The 19,860-nt window shown below is 69.9% G+C and carries 18 protein-coding genes; 7 read left to right on the top strand and 11 right to left on the bottom strand.

Features of this window, described 5'->3' with window-relative positions; translation table 11 throughout:
- Window positions 1–2: 2 nt before the first annotated feature.
- The gene (locus tag IMZ11_RS46115) at window positions 3–1,826 is read left to right on the top strand and encodes a prolyl oligopeptidase family serine peptidase (protein WP_228638536.1); all 1,824 of its coding nucleotides are present in this window, start codon (window positions 3–5) and stop codon (window positions 1,824–1,826) included.
- 841 nt (window positions 1,827–2,667) lie between these two features.
- Window positions 2,668–3,705 (top strand): radical SAM protein, encoded by a 1,038-nt coding sequence (locus IMZ11_RS06640; RefSeq protein WP_228638534.1) that lies wholly within the window; start codon window positions 2,668–2,670, stop codon window positions 3,703–3,705.
- Between the two features lie 156 nt (window positions 3,706–3,861).
- Here IMZ11_RS06640 and IMZ11_RS06635 read toward each other — a convergent pair whose 3' ends face one another.
- The 3 genes from IMZ11_RS06635 to IMZ11_RS06625 form a co-directional block, all read right to left on the bottom strand.
- Window positions 3,862–4,005 carry a hypothetical protein gene (locus IMZ11_RS06635; RefSeq protein WP_228638532.1) on the bottom strand — a complete coding sequence of 48 codons (144 nt, stop codon included), beginning with the start codon at window positions 4,003–4,005 and terminating at the stop codon, window positions 3,862–3,864.
- A gap of 181 nt (window positions 4,006–4,186) precedes the next feature.
- Window positions 4,187–5,014, bottom strand: a complete 828-nt coding sequence (locus IMZ11_RS06630) for a M55 family metallopeptidase (RefSeq protein WP_228638530.1) — start codon at window positions 5,012–5,014, stop codon at window positions 4,187–4,189.
- A 244-nt stretch (window positions 5,015–5,258) separates the two neighbouring features.
- Entirely contained in the window at window positions 5,259–6,161 is a 903-nt protein-coding gene (locus IMZ11_RS06625) for a LysR family transcriptional regulator (protein WP_228638528.1), read from the bottom strand.
- A gap of 119 nt (window positions 6,162–6,280) precedes the next feature.
- Between IMZ11_RS06625 and IMZ11_RS06620 the strand changes: the two genes are divergently transcribed.
- Together IMZ11_RS06620 and IMZ11_RS06615 are read left to right on the top strand one after the other, a co-directional pair.
- Complete coding sequence (locus IMZ11_RS06620; RefSeq protein ID WP_228638526.1) at window positions 6,281–7,213, top strand: pseudouridine-5'-phosphate glycosidase; 933 nt, start codon at window positions 6,281–6,283, stop codon at window positions 7,211–7,213.
- 5 nt (window positions 7,214–7,218) lie between these two features.
- The gene (locus IMZ11_RS06615; protein ID WP_228638524.1) at window positions 7,219–8,097 is read left to right on the top strand and encodes a carbohydrate kinase family protein; all 879 of its coding nucleotides are present in this window, start codon (window positions 7,219–7,221) and stop codon (window positions 8,095–8,097) included.
- Window positions 8,098–8,348: 251 nt separating this feature from the next.
- On the opposite strand, the gene IMZ11_RS06610 is transcribed toward IMZ11_RS06615, so the two are convergent.
- Entirely contained in the window at window positions 8,349–8,720 is a 372-nt protein-coding gene (locus IMZ11_RS06610) for an SgcJ/EcaC family oxidoreductase (RefSeq protein ID WP_228638522.1), read from the bottom strand.
- On the bottom strand, window positions 8,717–9,376 hold the full coding sequence (locus tag IMZ11_RS06605; RefSeq protein ID WP_228638520.1) for an SDR family NAD(P)-dependent oxidoreductase: 660 nt from the start codon (window positions 9,374–9,376) through the stop codon (window positions 8,717–8,719). Before IMZ11_RS06605 ends, IMZ11_RS06610 begins: the two co-directional genes overlap by 4 nt.
- An 81-nt stretch (window positions 9,377–9,457) precedes the next feature.
- Here IMZ11_RS06605 and IMZ11_RS06600 point away from each other — a divergent pair, with 81 nt between their 5' ends.
- Together IMZ11_RS06600 and IMZ11_RS06595 are read left to right on the top strand one after the other, a co-directional pair.
- A complete protein-coding gene (locus tag IMZ11_RS06600) occupies window positions 9,458–9,826 on the top strand; it encodes a MerR family transcriptional regulator (RefSeq protein ID WP_228638518.1) in 369 nt (122 codons plus the stop codon).
- Between the two features lie 504 nt (window positions 9,827–10,330).
- Complete coding sequence (locus tag IMZ11_RS06595) at window positions 10,331–10,696, top strand: hypothetical protein (protein WP_228638516.1); 366 nt, start codon at window positions 10,331–10,333, stop codon at window positions 10,694–10,696.
- 78 nt (window positions 10,697–10,774) lie between these two features.
- Here IMZ11_RS06595 and IMZ11_RS06590 read toward each other — a convergent pair whose 3' ends face one another.
- Window positions 10,775–11,755: a threonine/serine dehydratase gene (locus IMZ11_RS06590; protein WP_228638514.1), complete on the bottom strand. Its 981-nt coding sequence runs from the start codon at window positions 11,753–11,755 to the stop codon at window positions 10,775–10,777.
- 161 nt (window positions 11,756–11,916) lie between these two features.
- Window positions 11,917–12,459, bottom strand: a complete 543-nt coding sequence (locus IMZ11_RS06585; RefSeq protein WP_228638512.1) for a L,D-transpeptidase — start codon at window positions 12,457–12,459, stop codon at window positions 11,917–11,919.
- Between the two features lie 430 nt (window positions 12,460–12,889).
- Here IMZ11_RS06585 and IMZ11_RS06580 point away from each other — a divergent pair, with 430 nt between their 5' ends.
- Window positions 12,890–14,845 carry an aconitate hydratase gene (locus IMZ11_RS06580; RefSeq protein ID WP_228638510.1) on the top strand — a complete coding sequence of 652 codons (1,956 nt, stop codon included), beginning with the start codon at window positions 12,890–12,892 and terminating at the stop codon, window positions 14,843–14,845.
- Between the two features lie 79 nt (window positions 14,846–14,924).
- On the opposite strand, the gene IMZ11_RS06575 is transcribed toward IMZ11_RS06580, so the two are convergent.
- Genes IMZ11_RS06575 through IMZ11_RS06560 form a run of 4 tightly spaced genes read right to left on the bottom strand, consistent with a single transcriptional unit; the run spans window position 14,925 to window position 19,646 of the window.
- Window positions 14,925–15,473 carry a hypothetical protein gene (locus IMZ11_RS06575; protein WP_228638508.1) on the bottom strand — a complete coding sequence of 183 codons (549 nt, stop codon included), beginning with the start codon at window positions 15,471–15,473 and terminating at the stop codon, window positions 14,925–14,927.
- Entirely contained in the window at window positions 15,470–17,353 is a 1,884-nt protein-coding gene (locus tag IMZ11_RS06570) for an ATP-binding cassette domain-containing protein (RefSeq protein ID WP_228638506.1), read from the bottom strand. Before IMZ11_RS06570 ends, IMZ11_RS06575 begins: the two co-directional genes overlap by 4 nt.
- 2 nt (window positions 17,354–17,355) lie before the next feature.
- On the bottom strand, window positions 17,356–18,432 hold the full coding sequence (locus tag IMZ11_RS06565) for an iron ABC transporter permease (protein ID WP_228638504.1): 1,077 nt from the start codon (window positions 18,430–18,432) through the stop codon (window positions 17,356–17,358).
- On the bottom strand, window positions 18,429–19,646 hold the full coding sequence (locus IMZ11_RS06560) for an ABC transporter substrate-binding protein (RefSeq protein WP_228638502.1): 1,218 nt from the start codon (window positions 19,644–19,646) through the stop codon (window positions 18,429–18,431). The genes IMZ11_RS06565 and IMZ11_RS06560 overlap by 4 nt, the downstream gene beginning before the upstream one ends.
- Window positions 19,647–19,860 lie beyond the last annotated feature (214 nt).

Raw genomic sequence — 19,860 nt, 5'->3', positions numbered from 1 at the left:
ACGTGCGGGCGACAGGCGCCGCCCCCGAGCGGACCGCCGCGCCGCCGCTTCCCGTCGAGGGACTGCGGCGGATCAACTTCCGCTTCTCCGGCAGCGGACGTCACGCCGCGTGCCTCACCGCCCGGGGCCACCGCCCCCTGGCCCCGGAGCTGTGGGATCTCACCGGGACGCGTCCGCGGCATCGCGTCCTGCACCCGTGGGACGGCGAGAGCGACTGGAGCGTCGCGGTCCCGACCGACGACGGGAACCTCCTGCTGACTCGCGTCGCGGCCGGAGGCGACCACCGGCTGCTCCTCGTCGTCCCCGCCGCGGACGGCGCCGTCGCGTCGATCCATGAACTGGCCACCGTCCACGATGGGGGCGTCAGGCTGGTGGCCGGAGAGGCCGCGGGCACCGCCGCCGTGGCTTTCCGTACGACCCTCGCCGGGCACACGCTGGTGTGGCGGCTGTCGGGCCGGGCCGAACTCCCCGAACAGGTAGCGGAGCTCCCCGGCTTCTTCCGCGGAGGCGTGTGGCTCGACAGGAGCGGGAACCTCCTCGCCCTGGCCACCTCCGAGGGGCAGGGGAAACGCACCGTGACGCTGGACCTGTCCGACGGCACGGTGAGGCCTCTTCCCGGCCTGGCGCGGGAGGAGCATCTCCTGCTCGCCGCTCCGCGCGCCGGGGTCCTGCTCACGACACAGGAGCGGGCGGGCGCCTATCGGCTGGGAATCCGCCGGCGGGACGACGACGCGCCCACCGACTTCCCCGACCGGCTGAACGCGATCGAGGGAGCGGTCACCCCGCTCGCCCTCGACCCGTCCGGCACACGTCTCGCGCTGTCGGTCACCCGCGGCGTCCGCTCCACCGTGCTGCTGTACGACCTGGTGGAGGGCGGCACCCAGGAGATCGACCCGGCCGGAACACTGCTGCCGACGGCGCGCTGGAGCGAGGGCGGTCTGCGCCTGGTCCACTCGGCCCCCGACCTCCCATCGCGGGTGGTGACGCTCCCCGCACCCCTCACGACGCCCGTCCTGGCCGACCACGGCCCGACCATGTGGGCGTCCGCACGCACCCGCCGCTTCGACGGGCCGGGCGGCCCCGTCGAAGCCGTCGTCTACGGCGATCCCGCCCACGCCGCGCGCGTGGTGGTCGCCCTGCACGGCGGACCCGAGGCGGCATGGCAGCTCACCTACAACGGCCTGTTCCAGCGCCTGGCCGCCGAGGGCATCGCAGTGGTCGCCCCCAACCAGCGCGGCAGCACCGGATATGGAGCCGCCCACCGCGACGCGATCCGCGGCGCGTGGGGCGGACCCGACCTCGCCGACGTCCTCCAGCTGGGGCGGACCCTGACGGCCGAGCGCGGGCCCGGCTCCTCCCGGCTCATGCTGTACGGCGTGAGCTACGGCGCCTATCTCGCGCTGCTGGCGGCCGCCGCCGAGCCGCACCTGTGGGCCCGAACCGCCGCCGTCGCGCCGTTCCTGTCCGGCCGGGAACTCTACGCGGACGGGCCGGCGCCGGTACGCACCATGCTCGACCGTCTCGGCGGTCACGAGGAGATCGTCGACGACGATCTCGGTCCCCGCGACCTGCTCCGGCTGGCCGACCGCATCCGACAGCCGGTCCTCCTCGTCCACGGCGACCAGGATCCGACCATTCCCGTCGCCCACTCGCGACGCCTGCGCGACCGGCTGGCGGCTGTCGGCCACCCCGACGCCGCACTCACCTACCTGGAGATCCCAGGCGCGGGGCACGACCCGCTGAGCGGACGAGACGGCCACGCCGTCCTCGAACGTCTCGTCGCCTTCCTGCGCGCCGAGTCACGCTTCGCCGTACGGGACCGGTAGACCGCCCGGAGATGGAAGGCGGTTCCCTTCCCGCCGCGGCCCTCCCGCGGCATTCACAGACCCCGCCGGCCCGGCATGCCCAGCGGTGCCGGGCCGGCGGCACCAGAGGCCACCGCCCGAAGGCGCGGAGGCCACGCACAACTCGAAAGGAACGCCTGCTGGAAACGTCTGCGTGGAACTCGACGTCAGGGCCCTCGACATGCTCCCCGCACCGAAGGAGAGCAACCTCTTCCCCTGCGACACCATCAGCTCCGCCGCCCCGGACCCGGGCCGGCGGTAACCAGGAGCCGCCCATCGCCGGGTGAGGCTCAGACACCCACAGAAAAGGAGAATCTCGATGGAACTCGATGTCAGGGCCCTCGACGTGCTTCCCACCGTCAAGGAGAGCGACCTGTACCCCTGCACCGACACCTGCCTCTTCGACACGTGCGGGTACCACCACACCAACGTCTGACCACGCCGCGTCACCCATGGGCCATCGACCCGCCACGCCGCACGATGAGCGGGGCATGTCGCTGACCCATCCCAGGTGACCTCGCGACCCCGCGGTGAGGCCGGAACCTGGTCGCATCCGCCTCACCGCGGGGGATCCGCGAGCCCGGCCTCCACCGTGGGCCCGGCCAGGGCATGCATTCACATCGACACCATCGCGTCAGCTCCGCGCCCAGGGCGGGGCGCGTACCGCCGCCGGACGACACCACTCAGCGGCCCCACCGGGAACCCGTCAACACGATCACCCACGCACGCCGACGACAAGGCGCGGGAACAGCGCGGACGCGGTGCCGGCCGTGATCTCCGCTGACGGCGCCACCGGGTCGAACGCCGACGAGAGGACAGAACGATGCATCAATCCACGCCCAGCGATGTCATCTGGGACATCACCTATGCGTGCCCGCTGCGTTGCGTACATTGCTATTCCGAGTCGGGACGGCGGCCGGCGCGGCAGTTGAGCCTTCACGACATGCTCAAGGTGGCCGACGCGATCATCTCCCTCGGTCCGCGAGCGGTCGAGTTCGCGGGTGGTGAACCACTGCTCGTGAAAGGCGTCCATGACGTAGCCGAGCGCATCTCGCGGGCCGGAATCGCCGTGAACCTCTACACCGGCGGGTGGACGATGACGCCGTCCGCGGCGGAAGAGGCGGCCCGGGTGTTCTCCAGGATCACGGTGAGCGTCGACGGGGCCGACGCCGCGACGCACGACCGGATCCGCGGACGGTCCGGCTCCTTCGACCGGGCGATGAACGCGCTGGCCCTCCTCGACGAGATCTCACGGCGCCGAACGGCGCGGGGCGGCGACCCTGTGCGGTTCGGGATCGACTGCGTGGTGCTGCGCAGCAACTTCCACCAGGTGAGCGAGCTCTGCGAGGTGGCTGCGTCCCGCTTTCCGGAGATCGGTTTCGTCGCCTTCGGCGCCGCAGTCCCGTCAGGGCTTGCCAGCAGGCCCTCGTTCAGCGAGCGGGAGCTCCTCACGGACGAACAACTCAGGGCGTTCACGAGCACCGAGCACAGGCAGAGCCTGCGGAGCATGGTCCCCGCTTCGATCCAGGTGGCGGTCAACGACAACTTCATACTGCAGATGAACCCGGCAGTCGTCGAACGATTCGGGTTCCCTCTCATGCACATCGAACCCGACGGGCAGGTGCGCGCCATGCCCATCTACGAGGGCACCGTCGGCAGCCTGCTCGACGAGGATCCGGAGGTGCTGTGGAAACGTGCGATCGCGCGATGGAGTGACCCTTTCGTCGTCGACGCGCTCTCCGCCGTACGCACCCCGGCCGACTGGGCGGAGGCGGTCCGGCGCATCGACAATCACTTCGGATCCGACGAGGTCAGGCGGCGCATCGACCGACGCCCCGAATATTCCGTATCGGCACCGTGACGCCGCTGGGGCGACGACAGGAACGTGCGCGCTGTCCGGCGAACGCTGAATTGCGCCGGGTTTTGATGTGCCCCAGTTGCCGCCTCCGACGCTCAGGCGCTCGACCCACGACGAACGGCATCCGCCCTCGGTGTGCGGTGAAAATGCCGATCGGAGTTACTCGTCCTGCTGCGCCAGTGCAGGGGCAGGTTGCTCGACGGCCGTATAGCGGCGCAGGTCGTCGCCGGTCAGCGAGGTCCAGGGAAGGGGAGATCCCGCACTGGCGCCCAGGCCGTTCAGCATGATCTCCAGGCAGAACACCCAAGACGGCTAAGGCGGAGGCGAGGACCGAGGCGAACGGCGGCGATTACGACTGCGGCGCCGGATCCGGCTGACAGCGGCGAAGCTGGGCCGTTCGCGGGGTGGGCTGGGCTCCCGGAAGCTATCTGGCCGGCCTTCATCTACGCGGAGCCATCTTGAAGATCCGAAGTTCGTACCGGCCCTAGCTGGGTCTTATGGTGGCGAGTTGCACGAACAGCATGACCAGCCGGTAGGCGTCGTTGAAGTCGGCGGCGGTGAACGTGATCGTACGGCCGCCCTCAGCACGTGAAACACCCGGCACGAGTGTCGCCAGATCAACCGTGACCGGGCTGTGAAGATCGACTTCAACCTCAACCGGCCCGGCGATCGTCAGAGGAGACACCAGTGCGCGCCGCGTGATTGCGTCGGCGGCGGCCTGGCGCAGCCGCTCCCGGGCTTCCTCAGGGTGCAGGGTGATGGCGCCCGTCTGCCCGAGGGCTTGTTTGACCGCGACAGTGAAGGCCGAAGGAACAAGATCGTGTAGTTCGGCGCAGGCGGTGTCATCGCCGCTGAGCAGCACGACCGGCACGCCCAGATGGCCGGCCATGGCGGCGTTGAGACCGATCTCGCCCAGGGAACGTCCGGCGACACGCACGTCGAGGATGTCATCGCTCATGGTGTGTGCCAGCACGGCCGGCCCCCCACCGGCTCGGGCGTGGTAGCCGACGAACAGAACCGCGTCGGTGTGCTCGTCGAGCCCGCCCAGCATGCCCAGCGGGCGCGGCTTGCCACGAACCAGGTGTGCCCGCCGGTCAAGTTCCTCCGGCAATATGTTGCGGAAAGGCCCGTGAGCGTCGGCGACCCACACCACCGCAGTGGGTTCGGCATCCAGCACGCCGGCGATCACGGCGTTCGCCTCGGCCGTCATCAAGGCCCGACCGCGCTCGTAATCGTGCCGCCCCGGATTCGTCTCGGTGGAATGCACGATCCCCGAGATGCCCTCCATGTCAACAGAGATCAGCACTTTCACACCCAGAACCCTACGCGCTTCGGCAAGCTGGAGGCGCGGCGCGCTGGTCGCGGCGATTGACGGTCGGACCGCCTCAGGCCGGAGCGGCGGCGCCGGCCGCGGTCTATCCGGGCGGCAGGCGCACATCGGCTGCCCGAACAGAGCGCGAGGTCGAGCTCGGGACATGGCAGGAGTCGGGGCCGACCGGCTCAGCGCACCCGGGTCAGGCTTGTGCTCTATGGCGCGCCGGTGAAGGACGGAGGCGTCAACGGTCTTCCAGCTCCGCCGCCTTTCCGCGGACGAGTTCGCGCAGCGTGAGGAGCGGCGTTCGCCGGTCGTCCGCCCGCCACTGCATCTCGAGGGGAAGGGCCGCCGGCTCCTGAAGGGGGACCGCGACGACGTCCCCGGAAAGATGACCGGTCGTCGAACCGGGCACGAGGGAGAACGCCCGGCCCTGCGACAGCAGGTAGAGGCGGGAGCCGACGATCCTGGGCGGACTCACGATCACGTGCGGTTCGAGCCCCCGGTCGGCGCACATCGCGAGGACGAAGTCGTAGTACCTCGGATGCTGCTCTCTCGGCCACAGGAGCAGGGGGACGTCCGCGAGGTCGCGAAGCGCGATGCCGGGCGGCCTGGCCGCCGGATGGTCGCGGCTGACCGCGACGAAGACCGGCTCGTCGGCGATCGTCTCCTTCTTGAAGCCGGGCATGTCGTCGAGGAACCGCCCCAGGCCGATGTCCGCGAGTTCGGCCGCGAGAGCCGACGAGACGGCGCCGGTCTCGACGGCCATGTCCTCGATCTTCAGGGTGGGAAGGTCGATCTCCGCCTGGCTCAGGACGGCGGGGAGCAGGCGGTTCACGATGCTCGGGGACGCCACGAGGCGAGCGGTGTTCATCCTCGATTCCTCATGGAGCAGGACCTTCCCGATGAGGGAGCCCGCCTGGTCGAGCAGCAGCCGGCCCTCGGACGCCATGACCGTGCCCGCCGGAGTCAGGGTGACCGTGCGGCGGCTGCGGTCGAGGAGGGCGAGCCCGACGGACCGCTCCAGGCGGGCGACCTCCTGGCTCACCGTGGGCTGCGAGATGTGCAGCTTCTCCGCGGCGCGGCCGAAGTGGAGGCACTCGGCGACGGCGAGGAAGACCTCGACCTGCCTGAGAGTGAACTTCATAGCGTGAAGCTATCGCAGATCGCATTTTTCATTCTGGTTCTTGACCGTGGGCCTTCCTAGCCTGTGAGGCACGTGCTCCCGCCACGCTCCGTGGGCGACTCGAAGAAGGTTCTGAACGTATGTCACGTCCTGCGATACACGTCTCCGACGACGTCGCGCGCGCGGTGGAAACCGGCGCGCCCGTCGTCGCGCTCGAATCCACGATCTTCACCCACGGCCTTCCGCGGCCCAGGAACCTGGCGGTCGCCCTCGAAGCGGAAGAGCTCATTCGGGCGGCGGGAGCGATCCCCGCGACGATCGGCGTCTACGACGGCGTTCCCACGGTCGGGTTGACCGCCGAGCAGATAGCAGTGCTGTCGGACACCGACGACATCGACAAGGCGAGCCTGCGGGACCTGCCGGTGGTCGCCGCGCTCGGGCGGCACGGAGGTACGACCGTCGCCGCGACCGCGTACCTCGCGAACCGGGCCGGCGTGCGAGTCTTCGCGACCGGCGGGCTCGGCGGCGTCCACCGCGGGGCCTCCGAGACGTTCGACGAGTCGGCGGACCTGACGACCCTCGCCGGGACGCCTATCACGATCATCAGCGCGGGCGTGAAGTCGATCCTCGACATCGGGGCGACCCTGGAGCGGTTCGAGACGTTGAACATCCCCGTCATCGGGTACGGGACCCGCCGCTACCCCGGCTTCTACGTTTCCGATTCCGGATACGAGCTGCACTACTCGGTGAACTCTCCCGAGGAGGCCGCGAAGATCATCTCCTCGCGCGACGCGCTGGGGCTGCGGCAGGCGGTCCTGCTCGCCAATCCCGTCGACGAGTCGCGGCAACTGCCGCCGGACGTACTCGACGACGTGCTGCGCCGGGCGTGGGCGGAGGCCGATCGGCAGGGGATCGGCGGCAACGCCGCGACGCCGTTCCTGCTCGATTTCATCCAGCGGGACACGGGCGGGCGGAGCCTGGAGGTCAACGTGGACGTCTACCGCGGCAATGCCGCTCTCGCCGCGAAGGTGGCGACGGCGCTGTCCGCCGAGTCTGCCCGGGACCAGGCTTAACGATCATGCTCGGAGTGATCGGCGATCTCGTCGAAGACGTCATCGTCTGGCTTGAGGGGCCCGTTCGCCATGGCACCGACACCGAGGCGAGGGTCTTCCGCCGCAGAGGGGGGAGCGGCGCGAACGTCGCGAGCTTCGCCGCGAGGGCATGGCCGACGCGCTTCATCGGCTGCGTCGGCGACGATCCCGTCGGAGAGCGGGTGGCCCGCGACCTCGCGAACGATGGCGTGGACGTGCGCGTGGTCCGGCGCGGCGAAACGGGCACCATCGTCGTGCTGATCGACGGCGACGGTGAGCGGACGATGTTTCCCAATCGGGGGGCGTCGACCCTTCTGGACGTGGTGCCGGACGAGTGGCTGTCCGGGCTTTCGCTGCTCCACGTCCCCGCGTACTCGTTCAACGGGGAGCCGGCGGGGAGCGCGGCGATCGACGCGATCCGGCGCGTGAAAGGCGCCGGCGGCCTCGTCTCCGTCGACGCGTCCTCCACGGGCATGCTCTCGCGGTTCGGCCGCGACCGGTTCCTGAACCTCATGGCGGAGCTCGCACCGGACTTCCTCCTGGCGAACAAGGACGAGTCCACCTTTCTCGGACTGCTCGGTGACGTGACGACCGGAACGGAGCGGCGGCGCCTTCCCCTGACGACGGTCGTGACGAAGTCGGGCTCCCAGGCGACGATCATCGATGCCCCTGATCGGCCCAGATGTGAGGTGGAGGTCCCCGCGGTCGGGAACGTTCGCGACCTGACAGGGGCGGGGGACGCGTTCGCCGCCGGTTTCCTGAGCGGGTACCTTCGGTCTCGGGATCTTCGTGAAGCCGCGGTGCGAGGGCACGCGTCGGCCGCTCGGGTCTTGTCCTCACCGGGAGCCTCCGCGACCGGCGGCTGACCCGACTGCGGGTTCGCCCCGCGTCCGCACTCTGCGGACCCGACGCTGTAGCGGTCGCCTGGGAAGACGGCGGCATCCCAGCCCTCGTGCTCGCCGCCGTTGGTTGGGAAGATCGCTTCCCGGGGCAACCTTGATCGTTTCCCGGGCGTCCGCCGAATCTCCGCGCGCAAGCAGCCGAGGCGAACCATGCGATGGCGCATACCTCTATGTGCGTGTTCGACCGGAGCATGGACTGAAGGCGATGACTCCAGTCATTGACGTGTGGCTGCGTGGTAGTTGTGGATGAGCCATGCGCTCTCTGCCTGTTTGGCCACGATGGACAGGCGTACCAGGTGGAGGTCACCGGTGGGCGCGGTGAAGGTCACCTCCGCGAATCCGTGCACGATTGCCTGACTCAGTTGGACGGCGGACACCACCTCGACCTGTGCCGTCGTACCACGGGTGACCCTGGCGTAATAGTCGAAGATTTCCTGCGGACCACGTCTCAGCTGCGGACTGATGCCCTGGAAAAGCGCGTCCTGGCTGAACAGCGCGGCGATCTCGTCCGGATCGTGCCCGTTGAAGGCCTGCTGCCAGTCGTGGAGGAGCCTGGCGAGAACGTCTGCGGGCCCGGTGCCGGTCACCGCGAGGAACCTGCGTGCAGAGCTTCCCGCGTCCACTGGTGTCGTGGCTGCGTGTGCAGATGCCAGTAGTGCTCGGCGATGTCGTCTGGGTCGAAGTCGGTGCCAGGTGCGACCGGACCAGCCACGGTGACGCTCGCCACGTGCACTCCGGCCGGGCCGTACTCTTGGTCGAGCAGCGTGACCAGGGTACGGACACCTGCCTTGCCCAGGGAGAGGCTCACATACTGCGGCTTGGGCTCGGGCATGCCTCCGGTGATGAGGATCGTTCCATGCCCGCGTGCCGCCATGGCGGGCGCGACGTGAGCTGCAGCGTTGAGCGCGCCGACCACGTTCACCGCCCAGGCCTCCATGTGGCCGCGTACCGACAGCTCGCCCGGCGCGTCCGCCTGGATGATCGCGGCGTTGTAAACGACGACGTCCGGCACACCGTACTCGCGGACAGCCCCGTCGAGCGCGGCGTTCAACCCGGCCTGGTCGGTGCTATCGGCCTCCAACGTGACAACCGGGACACCACTGGGAGCAACCGCCTTGGCCGCGGCACGCAACGTCCGGTCGCTCCGGGCGATCAGCACGATCGGCAGCCCTTCCCTGGCGAACCGACGAGCCACCGCCTGTCCGATCCCCGGACCTGCACCAATGATCACGGCACCCGACATCGACATACTCCTTGCTTCTGGATCAGCGATACTCGTGACGGTAGGGCATCACATCCATGTGAAGGTCAAGGGGAGAGTCGGATGCGGATCGGCGACCTGGCTCTCGAGACCGGGGTGAACAGGCGGCTGTTGCGCTACTACGAGGAGCAGGGCCTGCTCAGGCCGGTCCGCCTGGACAACGGCTACCGCGAATACACCGAGGCGGACATCGCGACGGTGCGCAACATCCGCGCCCTGCTCGCCGCCGGGCTTTCCACCGCTGTCATCGCCCGGGTCCTGCGCTGCGTGCACGGAGGCGACGAACTGCTCGTGCCGTCCGGCTGCCCGACCTTCATCGAGGACTTGCGGCGCGAACGCGCCCACATCGCCGAGATGATCAGTCAGCTCCAAGGTTCGCAGGGGATCCTGGACGCGTTCCTCGACGCGGCGCTACGCGGTCCCCGGGGGTGAGCCATCAACTTCAGTCCAGCCGTTTCAAGAACGGTTCTTCACGTCCGAGGTGGAGGCGTTCTCGACGGGGCCGCGCTGGGTGACCGAGGACCAGTATCACGGTGCCCTGGGGGACCTGCTGTGGCAGCGCGCGGACACGGTGATCTGGCTGGATCTCCCTCGCCTGACGGTCATGCTGCGTGTCGTGCGGCGCTCGATCGTCCGAGCGGTCACGCGACGCGAGCTGTGGAACGGCAACCGGGAGAGCTTTCGTGACTGGCTGGACGCCGGACATCCCATTCGCTGGGCCTGGTCCGCAGTACTAACGCAGGAGAAACGAGACCGTCGACCGCGTCAGCCGGCATCCCGATCTCAGGGTCGTCCATCATCGTTCGAACGGCGAGGTCCGCCGCTGGAGAGCCGGGGTAACGGTCGGCTCCCAGGTCGGAAGCCGGTCGAGACCGACTCCCTGACAACCCGCCCTGGACAGTCGTGAACCGGCCGCCGCTGGGCGAGGATGGCGACATGATCGCTGATGTGTCGGTGTGTCTGTCCCGGCTGGCCGAAGCCCTCGTGCTGCTCGCGGCTCCCGCTGGGCTTCAGCATGACTGGTGTGAACGGTGCTCGCTCCCCGAGGACGAACTCGCTCTCAACTTCGACGATGTCTACCAGACCGTATGGATGGTGGACGAACAGCGGCCCGGTCTGCTCACCGTTGAGGTCAAGGCGTTGCTGGATGGGATCGACCGCGCTCTGACTGCGATGAGTGGTCCCGAGCATGCCGAGGTGTGGACCTGTGAGGGGCTGATGAGCGACGCGCGCTGGGAGCGGGTCCGCGTCCTGGCACGGCGTGCCGTGGCCGCGCCGACGGCGAGGACGGCGGCCTGCTGAGTACGGGCCCCGTCCTGCGCCGACTCGCTCGCGACCTTGAGGACCATCCCGGCATCGGTACGACCCACGGAGCAATTGTCAAGACATGTGGACGGGAGACGCACCGACCCAGCGGTGATAGGCGTCCACGTCGACGTTGCTGCCACACACGATGGTGACGACGTGTCGGTCGGCGAAGCGGTCACGGTCTTCGAGGATCGCCGCGATGCCGAGCGCGGCCGACGGTTCGACGACGAGGCCGGCGTGGTCGAGGAGCATCCGCATACCGGCGATGATCGACGTCTCCTGGACCAGAACGGCGTCGTCAGCGACCAGGAGGAGGTCGTCCAGGACGGCCGGGATGGGACGCCGGCCGGCGACGCCGTCAGCGATGGTGTTGGTCGAGTCGGTGGTGACGACGCGCCGTTGGCGCCACGAGTGGGTCATCGCCGGTGCGCCCAGCGGCTGGACGCAGATCACCTCGACTTCGGGCGCGCAGGCCTTCACCACATGACCCACACCGGTGGCCAGCGCCCCGCCGCCGAGAGCGATCAGGACGGCGTCGAACGACGGCGCGGTGTCCACCAGTTCCAGGCCGATGGTTGCCGCGCCCTCGCAGGTCTCGATGTCCAGGCTGTCTTCGACCAGCCGGATGCCGTCGTACCGCGCGACGGCCGCCGCCCGCTCGCGAGCCATGTCGAAGTCGCCGTCCACCAGCTCCAACCTGGCGTCCAACGCGCGGATGCGATCAAGCTTGGCCGCAGGCGCGAAGCGGGATGCCACGACGGTGACGTCGAGCCCCCGGCCGCGACCGGACCAAGCGAGGGCTTGGCCAAGGTTGCCCGCGCTGGCGCACACCACGGCTCGCGAGCCGTTGTCGGCGAGCAGGCTCGCGACCACCTCGGTGCCGCGGGCCTTGAAGCTGCGGACCGGGTTCGCCGTTTCGAGCTTGATGCTCACCGTGCACCCGAGGGCGGGCTCCAGCGCCTCGCAGCGGTACAGCGGAGTGTCGAGGAAAATCGGGTCGATCACCCGGCGAGCCGCCCGAATGCGAGCGGTGTCGAGGCGCGTCTCCTGCACGACACAGCAGCCTAGCGCCGCCGGCGCTGTTCCATTCGGGCGAACGCCCGGCGACCCGGTGCTGGTACTGGGAGGTGAGTCAGCACCGACGGAGAGGGAACGGTTGAGCGTCGGCCGGGCAGGGGACCCGTTCTCGTTTCTACGCCGGGGCGTAAGGGGCGTTACGGACCGCTCGGGCCGCCGACGAGGCCGCCGGCGTTCTTGACTATCACTGTGTCGCCGACCCGGCTGAAATCGTAGAAGCGGTGGGCGTCCTCCGTGCTCAGGTGGATGCAGCCGTGGGAGCTGTCGGCCCGGCCGATGGCGGGATCCCAGGGCGCCGCGTGGACGAACAGGCCGGAACTGGTCAGGCGCACCGCCCAGTGGGCCACGAGGTCGTAGTAGTTGGGATTACGCGGATTACACGTGATGTTCGCGCTGCACGAGGTCATCGTGACGACCGCGTCCTTGTCAAGCACGTGGAACGTTCCGGTCGGTGTACGGAAGCCGGGCTTTCCGAAGCCCGCGGTGAAGGTCATCACCGTCTGACCGTGATCTGTGACGGTCATCTGGTGCGTCGCCGCGTCGATCACAGAAACGTGGCCCACGGAGGCCGCCCGGGCGGGACCGGCGCCCAGCGTCAGGACGGCCGCCAGCGCACCGGCCAGTACGAGCCGGGCGGCGTCACGAACGTGTGAGCGTGAGATTTGGCGTTGGTGGGCCACTTCTGATCACCGTCGCTCTCTGCATAAATCAGGATATTCCGCCCTCTCTCCCGCATCGAGGCAGCTTCGCCCCATCCCTGCAGCCCTCCGCCAACTGAAGCGCTCAAGCGGCCGGCCCAAGCGCTGACTGGTCCTGCGGGCGCCGAATATTTCGTCCCTGCAGGTCATAGGACGGCACGTCCTGTACCGCCGAAGCCACCTCGGCGATCAACTCGCGGCCTCACCCGGGCGCCGCGAACCCACTTGACCAGCCCGCCCTCCGATCGCGCTGCTCGACATCCGCCGACGTCGCCCTACCCGTGCGTTTCCGGCGTCGCCGTACAGTGGGCCGTGGGGGCACGGCGGGGTGCCGTACGGGCACCTCGGCCTCGACGAGCCACATGACGAGCCGCTCGGTCGTGCCGGCGGTTCGCGTTCATAGAGGTCAGCCATGACCGGACTCAACGTCACCCAGAAACTGATCGGCGCCCACCTCGTGGACGGCGTGATGACACCCGGGGAAGAGATCGGGCTGCGCATCGACCAGACCCTGACGCAGGACGCGACGGGGACGATGGTGATGCTGGAGCTGGAGGCGCTCGGCCTGGACCGGGTCCGGACCCGCACATCGGTGCAGTACGTCGACCACAACCTGCTGCAGACCGACGAACGGAACATGGCCGATCATCTGTTCCTGCGTTCGGCCTGCCACCGCTTCGGGGTGTGGTACTCCAGGCCCGGTAACGGCGTGTCGCATCCCACGCACATGCAGCGCTTCGGGGTTCCGGGCGCGTCGATGGTCGGCTCTGACTCCCACACCTGTGCCGCCGGATCGCTGGGCATGCTCGCCGTCGGCGTGGGCGGGCTGGAAGTCGCCATGGCGATGGCGGGGCAACCGCTGTACCTGACGATGCCCGAGATCTGGGGAGTCCGCCTGACCGGCACGCTCCCGCCGTGGGTGTCGGCCAAGGATGTGATCTTGGAGATGCTGCGCCGTCACGGCGTCGAAGGCGGAGTGGGCCGGATCATCGAGTATCACGGACCGGGGCTGGCCACGCTGTCGGCGATGGACCGGCACGTCATCGCGAACATGGGCGCGGAGCTCGGCGCGACCACGTCCGTGTTCCCCGCCGACGAGCAGGTACGCGCGTTCCTCGCCGCCGAGGGGCGAGCCGGCGACTTCGTCGAGATCCTTCCCGATCCCGGCGCCCGCTACGACGTTCACGAGGAGATCGACCTGTCGGTCCTCGAACCGCTGATCGCCGCGCCCACCTCGCCGGGCAACGTCGTCCCGGTACGCCAGGTCGCCGGCGAGGACGTCCACCAGGTGGTGATCGGCTCCTCGGCCAATCCGGGGTTACGGGATTTCGCGATCGTCGCCGCCATCCTGGCGGGTCGCCAGGCACATCCTCAGGTGTCGGTGGACATCAATCCGACCTCGCGGGAGATCCTCGCCGACCTCACCCGCATGGGGGCCACCCTCGACCTGATCAGGGCCGGCGCGCGGCTGCACCAGGCCGGATGCATGGGCTGCATCGGCATGGGGCAGGCGCCCGCGGTCGGCCGCAACAGCCTGCGCACCGTACCGCGTAACTTCCCGGGCCGGTCGGGAACCAAGGAGGACTCGGTGTGGCTGTGCTCTCCGGAGACGGCGGCGGCCGCCGCGCTGACCGGACGTATCACGGACCCGAGGACGCTGCCCGACCTGCTGGGGATCGAGTATCCCGCGCTCACGTTGCCCGAGCGGGCCGGCGCCCCCGAAAGCATGTTCGAGCCACCCCTCGCCCCTGCCGAGGCGCGGCGGGTCGAGCTGGTCAAGGCGTCCAGCATCGGGCGACTGCCCGACTTCGATCCGTTGCCGGACCGGCTGTGCGGCCCTGTCCTGATCAAACTGGGCGATGACGTCTCGACCGACGAGATCCTGCCCGCGGGGGCCCGTGTCCTGCCCTTCCGCAGTGACATCGCACGGCTCGCCGAGTTCACCTTCGGCCAGATCGACGAGAGCTACCCCGCACGAGCACATCGAGCCGGACCGCACGTCGTCATCGCGGGCGCCAACTATGGACAGGGGTCGTCTCGTGAACACGCCGTGATAGCACCCCGTTACCTCGGGCTGCGCGTGGTGATCGCGAAATCCTACGCCCGCATCCACTGGCAGAACCTCGCCAACTTCGGCGTACTGGCCCTGGAGTTCACCGATCCGGCGGACTACGACCGCATCGGCCAGGGCGATGAGCTGTCCCTGGAGGACCTGCGCACCGCGCTGGAGAGGGGCGGAGACATCGTCGTACGCGACGCGACCACGGGCGCCGACGTCGTCGTCCGCCACCGGCTCTCCCCCCGCCAGATCGCGATGGTGCTCGCCGGTGGGCAGATTCCCCTGATCAAGGCGCAGACCGTGACGTGAGCAGGCCGAGCGCCGTGGTCGAGGCGCGGGACCTACCGGCTGCTGCCACAGCAGTAGCCGCGGCAGACGACGATCCCGCTCATCCGTGGACGAAGCCCTTGCCGGTGCGGTCCAGTGGGTCGGGCTCCAGGCCGAGGTAGGTGGCCCGGAGTTCGTCCCAGGCGGCCAGCCGGGTGAAGTCCGGCGGGTCGAGGACCTGCTGGCGGTCGGTGAGGAACGGGTTGGGCAGCAGTACGGTCATGAGCTGCTCGTCCCGGCCGTTGAAGAGGCGGACGCCCCAGGAGGTCGGGCTGCCGTCGGCGCCGACCCGGCGGTACATCTCGGCGCGGGCGCAGCGGCGGATCCGGCCGAGTTCGGGGCCGCTGGCGGTGTGCTCGCCGATGCAGAGGTGGAAGTGCCAGCGGCCGAAGTCGACGGTGACATAGCCGTCGTACAGGCTGATCCGCTCGGGCGCGTTGGGTGCGGCGACCTCCCAGGCGGCGCCCTGGATGATCACGCCGAACCAGATGTGCTCCCAGTACTTGTCGAAGATGTCCTTCACCAGGGACAGGAGGGTCTGCTCGTCGGTGGGCAGCTCCCAGACATGCAGGGTGCCGGTGCCCTCTTCTTCGACGACGGTGTGGTTCATCGGGCTCCTTGAGATTCTCGTACGGCACGGGCCCACTGCGCGTGCCGCGTGCCGGGGGCGATCAGGGCACAGTCGCCGCACTTACCGCCGCCGGGCAGGCGGTAGTACAGGCAGCAGCTGCGCCGGACGAAGAAGGGATGGCCGGGCGCCGGTTCCGCCAGCTCCCCGGTGTCGCGCAGCGGGCCCAGGTCCAGCAGCTCGCGGCCCAGCGTGACGGCCGTGTCGTTGAGTTCGGGGCGTACGCGGGCGATGGCGCGGACGGCCCCGGCCAGCGCGGATGCCGCGTTGCCCCACAGCAGGCCCGGTGCGATCTTCACGACAGTCCGGAACGCCGCGGTGAGCGGTTCCAGCAGCCCGGTCACCACAGTGTGGTGCAGCCGTTCCGTGATCCGTTCCGGGTCGCGGACCTGCCATCCGTCGAGGCCTGTGGCGCGCAGCGGCAGCGGTCCGCTGGGCGCCGCCTGCCAGTGGATCCGTCCGGGATCCAGGTCGATGAGCAGGCCGTGGGCGATCGCCGCGCCGAGGGGAGGTGACCAGATGCGGGCGGCGATCCCCTGGAACAGGATCGAGGCGGCCACCCGGGTCTCGGTGGTGTTCAGCCGCTCGGCGACGTCGGCGATCCTTTTCTCCAGGACGCCGGGATCGGTGAACAGGTCGGTGAGTGGCCGCCATCCGTCCTCGACCTCACCGATGCCGAGTTCGAAGTAGCCGCCGACCGTGGAGACGTCGCAGACCGCGCCTGACACGGCCAGGGGAGTGGCGGGCCGCAGCGTCGGAGGTGTCTCCCGCAGCGTGTCGGCCGCGTGGCGGCTCCACGCCGCCAACTCGGGAATCGTGGCGAACCTGATGACCTCGCCGTCGAAGGCCGCCACGTATCCGTTGCCCGTACGCCGTACCGCCAGCTCGACGGCCTCCCCATCGGGACCGGGTCCGGCACCGGCGTCGGCACCGGCATCGCAGCGGGCAGACCGTACAGCGGCCTCGCCGGTACGGCGGACCGCGGCCGTACGCCAGCCTTCTCTGGCCAGCGCGCGTTCCAGCAGCGGGCGGTGGATACCGTCGGCGGTCACACGCACTCTTCCTCCGCTGCCCGCCTGGAGCACGAACACTCCCGAGGCGGGGTCGAAGGACAGCTCGTCGCCGTCGAAGGCGGCGCCGATCACTCCACGGAGAGTCAGCTCCTCCGGAGTCCCGGCGCTCAGGAGGCCGCCGGGGGCGAGCAGCCAGAGCCGGTCGGCGACCCGCAGAGCCAGCTCCAGGTCGTGCGTGGACACCACGACGGCGAGATCGTTCTCGCGGGCGAGACGCCGCAGCAGGCCCATCAGCGCCACCCGGGAGGTGACGTCCAGGAACGCGGTCGGCTCGTCCAGCAGGATCGCCGAAGGCTGCTGCGCCAGGGCGCGGGCGACCAGCACCCGCTGGCGCTCGCCGTCGGACAGCTCGGTCACCGGACGGTCGGCCAGATGGACGGCGTGGACCGCCTCCAGCGCCCAGGAGACGATCTCGCCGTCCGCCGCCGACAGCCGTCCGGTGAACCCGGTGTGCGGGTGCCGTCCCAGCCCGGCCAGTTCCCGGGCGGTCAGCAGGGCGGGCAGGTCCCGCTCGGTGAGGACGACGGCGAGCCGCCGGGCCAGCTCACTCGCCGGCACCGACTCGATCGCGGCGCCGTCGATGAGGACCCGCCCGTCCAGGACAGGCTGCAGTCCGGCCATGGTCCGCAGCAGGGTGGACTTGCCCGCACCGTTCGGGCCGATCAGCACGGTGAGCTCACCGGGTGCGGCGGTCGCGTCCAGGCCGTCCAGTACCAGACGCCCACGGTGGCCGCGCCGCGCCGGGTATCCGGCGCACACGCCGTCCAGGCGCAAACCCCGATCGTCCATGGTCACACCGCCGGTCCGGTACGGGCCGCGCGGCTGCGCAGCAGTACGGCGATCACCACGGGCGCGCCGAGGATGGTGGTCACCGCGTTGAGGGGAAGCACGACCCCGCCGCCCGGCACCTGGGCGGCCACGCAGCACAGCAGTGCCACCGCGGCGCCGAGCAGCGCCACCCCGGGCAGAAGCAGCCGATGGTCGGCGGTGCCCAGCGTCAGCCGGGCCACATGCGGTACGGCCAGGCCGAGGAAGGCGACCGGCCCGCAGTAGGCGGTCACCGCGCCGGCCAGCACGGAGGACACCAGCAGGGTGAGCGTGCGGGTCAGCCGCACCCGCACCCCCATCGTGCGGGCGTAGTTCTCGCCGAGAAGCAGCGCGTTGAGCGGCTTGACCCCGGCCAGCGCCGCCGCCAGCGCGACCAGACAGACCGGGCCGAACAGGGCGAGATCGGCCCACGTGGTCCCGGCGAAGCTGCCCAAGCCCCAGCTGATGAACTGCTGGGCGCGCTGCGGGTCGGTGTACACCAGCAGCACCGTGATGATCGAGGTGGTGGCCGAGCCGACCATCACCCCGACGATCAGCAGCGTGACCACGGACCGCACCCGCCGCGACAGAGCCAGTACGACAGCGAGCACCGCCGCCGCCCCGGCGGTGGCGGCGAGCACGACTCCGGCTCGGCCGAGCCCGGCCACGCCGGCGGTGAACGCGCCCGCCGTCCCGCCCCAGCCGATGATGATCAGTGAGACGCCCAGGCTCGCGCCTGAGCTCACCCCGAGGATGTACGGCTCGGCCAGCGGGTTGCGGAACAACGTCTGCATCTGCACCCCGGCCACGCCCAGGGCGGCTCCGGCCAGGGCCGCGGTCATCGCGCGCGGAAGCCGCACCGTCCAGATGATCTCGCGGACGGCGGGGTCGGCGGTGCCGTCGCGCAGCAGCGCGGGCAGCGCCCGGGACAGGGGGATCGCGGTGGAACCGAGCGTGACGGCCAGCGCGAACGCGACCGGCACCGCCAACGCCATGATCGAAAGGACCACCGTCCGGCGGCGAACCGCCACCGGGACGGCTGTCAGCGCCGCTGCGGTCACTTGGTCATCTTCTGGTAGAAGCTGAACTCGTGGCCGGGCGCGAGGTCAGGATGCAGGATGGCCACCAGATCGCTCAGGACCAGGTCGGGACGGGCGACGCCGCGCTCCCAGTAGTCGTTGCCACCGCCGGGGCCGAGAGTCTTGTTGGCCGACCACACCTCGCCGGTCCCGTACGCGGAGAACGTGGCGTAGCGGGCGTCGGACTTCTTCACATCGCCGAGGGTCTTCCACTCGTTGACGTTGGCGAGCCAGATCTTGGCGTCCTTGGCCTTGGCCAGCACCGCCTCCAGGTCGAGGGTGGTGCTGGCGGAACCGGAGGTGCCCGCCCAGGGATAGGTCCCGCCCGCGTCCTTGATCAGTCCGGCGACGTAGCTGCCGCCGTTGGGCATCGACCACTGGCCCTGGTACATCTGGCCGGGCAGCACGGTGACCGGCGTGGCCGCCTTCGCCTTGGCCGCCAGTGCCGTGTAGTCGGACTCGATCGTCCCGAACACCTCGTTCGCTTTGGCCTCGGTGCCGGTGAGCGCGGCCATCAGCTTGATCCACTCGGCCCGGCCGAGGGCGGTGGACTCCAGCCACTCGGCGTTGGCGACCACTTTGATCCCGGCCCGGCGCAGCAGACCGTACGCCTTGTCCTCGGTGCCTCCGGTCATCAGCACGTCCGGCCCCGCGCCGATCACCTTCTCGGTGTCGATCTCCTGGCCGGAGGCGTACTCGGTGACCGCGCCGGACTTCACCCGCTCCAGTACCTCGGGGGAGGTGATGTATCCGGCGGATGCGACGGCTTTGAGCCGGTCCAGTACGCCCAGTTCGGTGATGAACGGCAGGTGCGTGGTGGAGGCGGAGTACAGCGACTCGATGGGCGTCTCGACGGTGACCGCGCCCGCGAGGTCGCCGGTCAGCTCGGGGGCGGGCGTGCCGCAGCGCACCAGCACGTACGTCTCGGGCTTGGCGCCGGGGGACGGCTGCTTGACTGTGACGACCTGGTAGTTCTTGGCGTACGTGAGGGTGAAGTTGGCGGCGTGCGTCAGGGTCTGCTTGACCGGGAAGTAGTCCGCGTTCGCGTCGTAGGAGGTGACGCAGCGACCCTCAGCCGCCGAGGCGGCCGTCGCGGGGGACGCGGACGGTTCGGCTCCGGCGCAGGCGGAGGCGGTGAGCAGGACCGCGGGCAGGACGGCGAGCAGCGCGCCGTGGATCGGGCGGGGGATACCCATCGATGGTCTCCTGGGAACGGGCCGCGACCGCCATTCCTCGATAGCGCGACGCGGCGGGCGAGGAGCCGGATCACCAGGAGAGTCCCGCCACGGCGGCCGGTTCCACGACCGTCAGCCATGAAGCAGCCGACCGGAAAGCCGGTGACCGTACCGCGGGCAGCGAGAAGGACGTCACGCCGGTTACACGGCATGGCGGCCACCGTCCTCTCTTGGG

The organism is Microtetraspora sp. AC03309 (assembly GCF_020826795.1).
Lineage (GTDB): Bacteria > Actinomycetota > Actinomycetes > Streptosporangiales > Streptosporangiaceae > Microtetraspora > Microtetraspora glauca.
This window is presented reverse-complemented; position numbering and strand designations above follow the sequence as displayed.

Coding starts and splice junctions, on each gene's coding strand:
- IMZ11_RS06570 (WP_228638506.1), bottom strand. CDS start 17,353: ATGGACGATCGGGGTTTGCGCCTGGACGGCGTGTGCGCCGGATACCCG.
- IMZ11_RS06625 (WP_228638528.1), bottom strand. CDS start 6,161: ATGAAGTTCACTCTCAGGCAGGTCGAGGTCTTCCTCGCCGTCGCCGAG.
- IMZ11_RS06560 (WP_228638502.1), bottom strand. CDS start 19,646: ATGGGTATCCCCCGCCCGATCCACGGCGCGCTGCTCGCCGTCCTGCCC.
- IMZ11_RS06600 (WP_228638518.1), top strand. CDS start 9,458: ATGCGGATCGGCGACCTGGCTCTCGAGACCGGGGTGAACAGGCGGCTG.
- IMZ11_RS06605 (WP_228638520.1), bottom strand. CDS start 9,376: ATGTCGGGTGCCGTGATCATTGGTGCAGGTCCGGGGATCGGACAGGCG.
- IMZ11_RS06595 (WP_228638516.1), top strand. CDS start 10,331: ATGATCGCTGATGTGTCGGTGTGTCTGTCCCGGCTGGCCGAAGCCCTC.
- IMZ11_RS06615 (WP_228638524.1), top strand. CDS start 7,219: ATGCTCGGAGTGATCGGCGATCTCGTCGAAGACGTCATCGTCTGGCTT.
- IMZ11_RS06580 (WP_228638510.1), top strand. CDS start 12,890: ATGACCGGACTCAACGTCACCCAGAAACTGATCGGCGCCCACCTCGTG.
- IMZ11_RS06620 (WP_228638526.1), top strand. CDS start 6,281: ATGTCACGTCCTGCGATACACGTCTCCGACGACGTCGCGCGCGCGGTG.
- IMZ11_RS06640 (WP_228638534.1), top strand. CDS start 2,668: ATGCATCAATCCACGCCCAGCGATGTCATCTGGGACATCACCTATGCG.
- IMZ11_RS06575 (WP_228638508.1), bottom strand. CDS start 15,473: ATGAACCACACCGTCGTCGAAGAAGAGGGCACCGGCACCCTGCATGTC.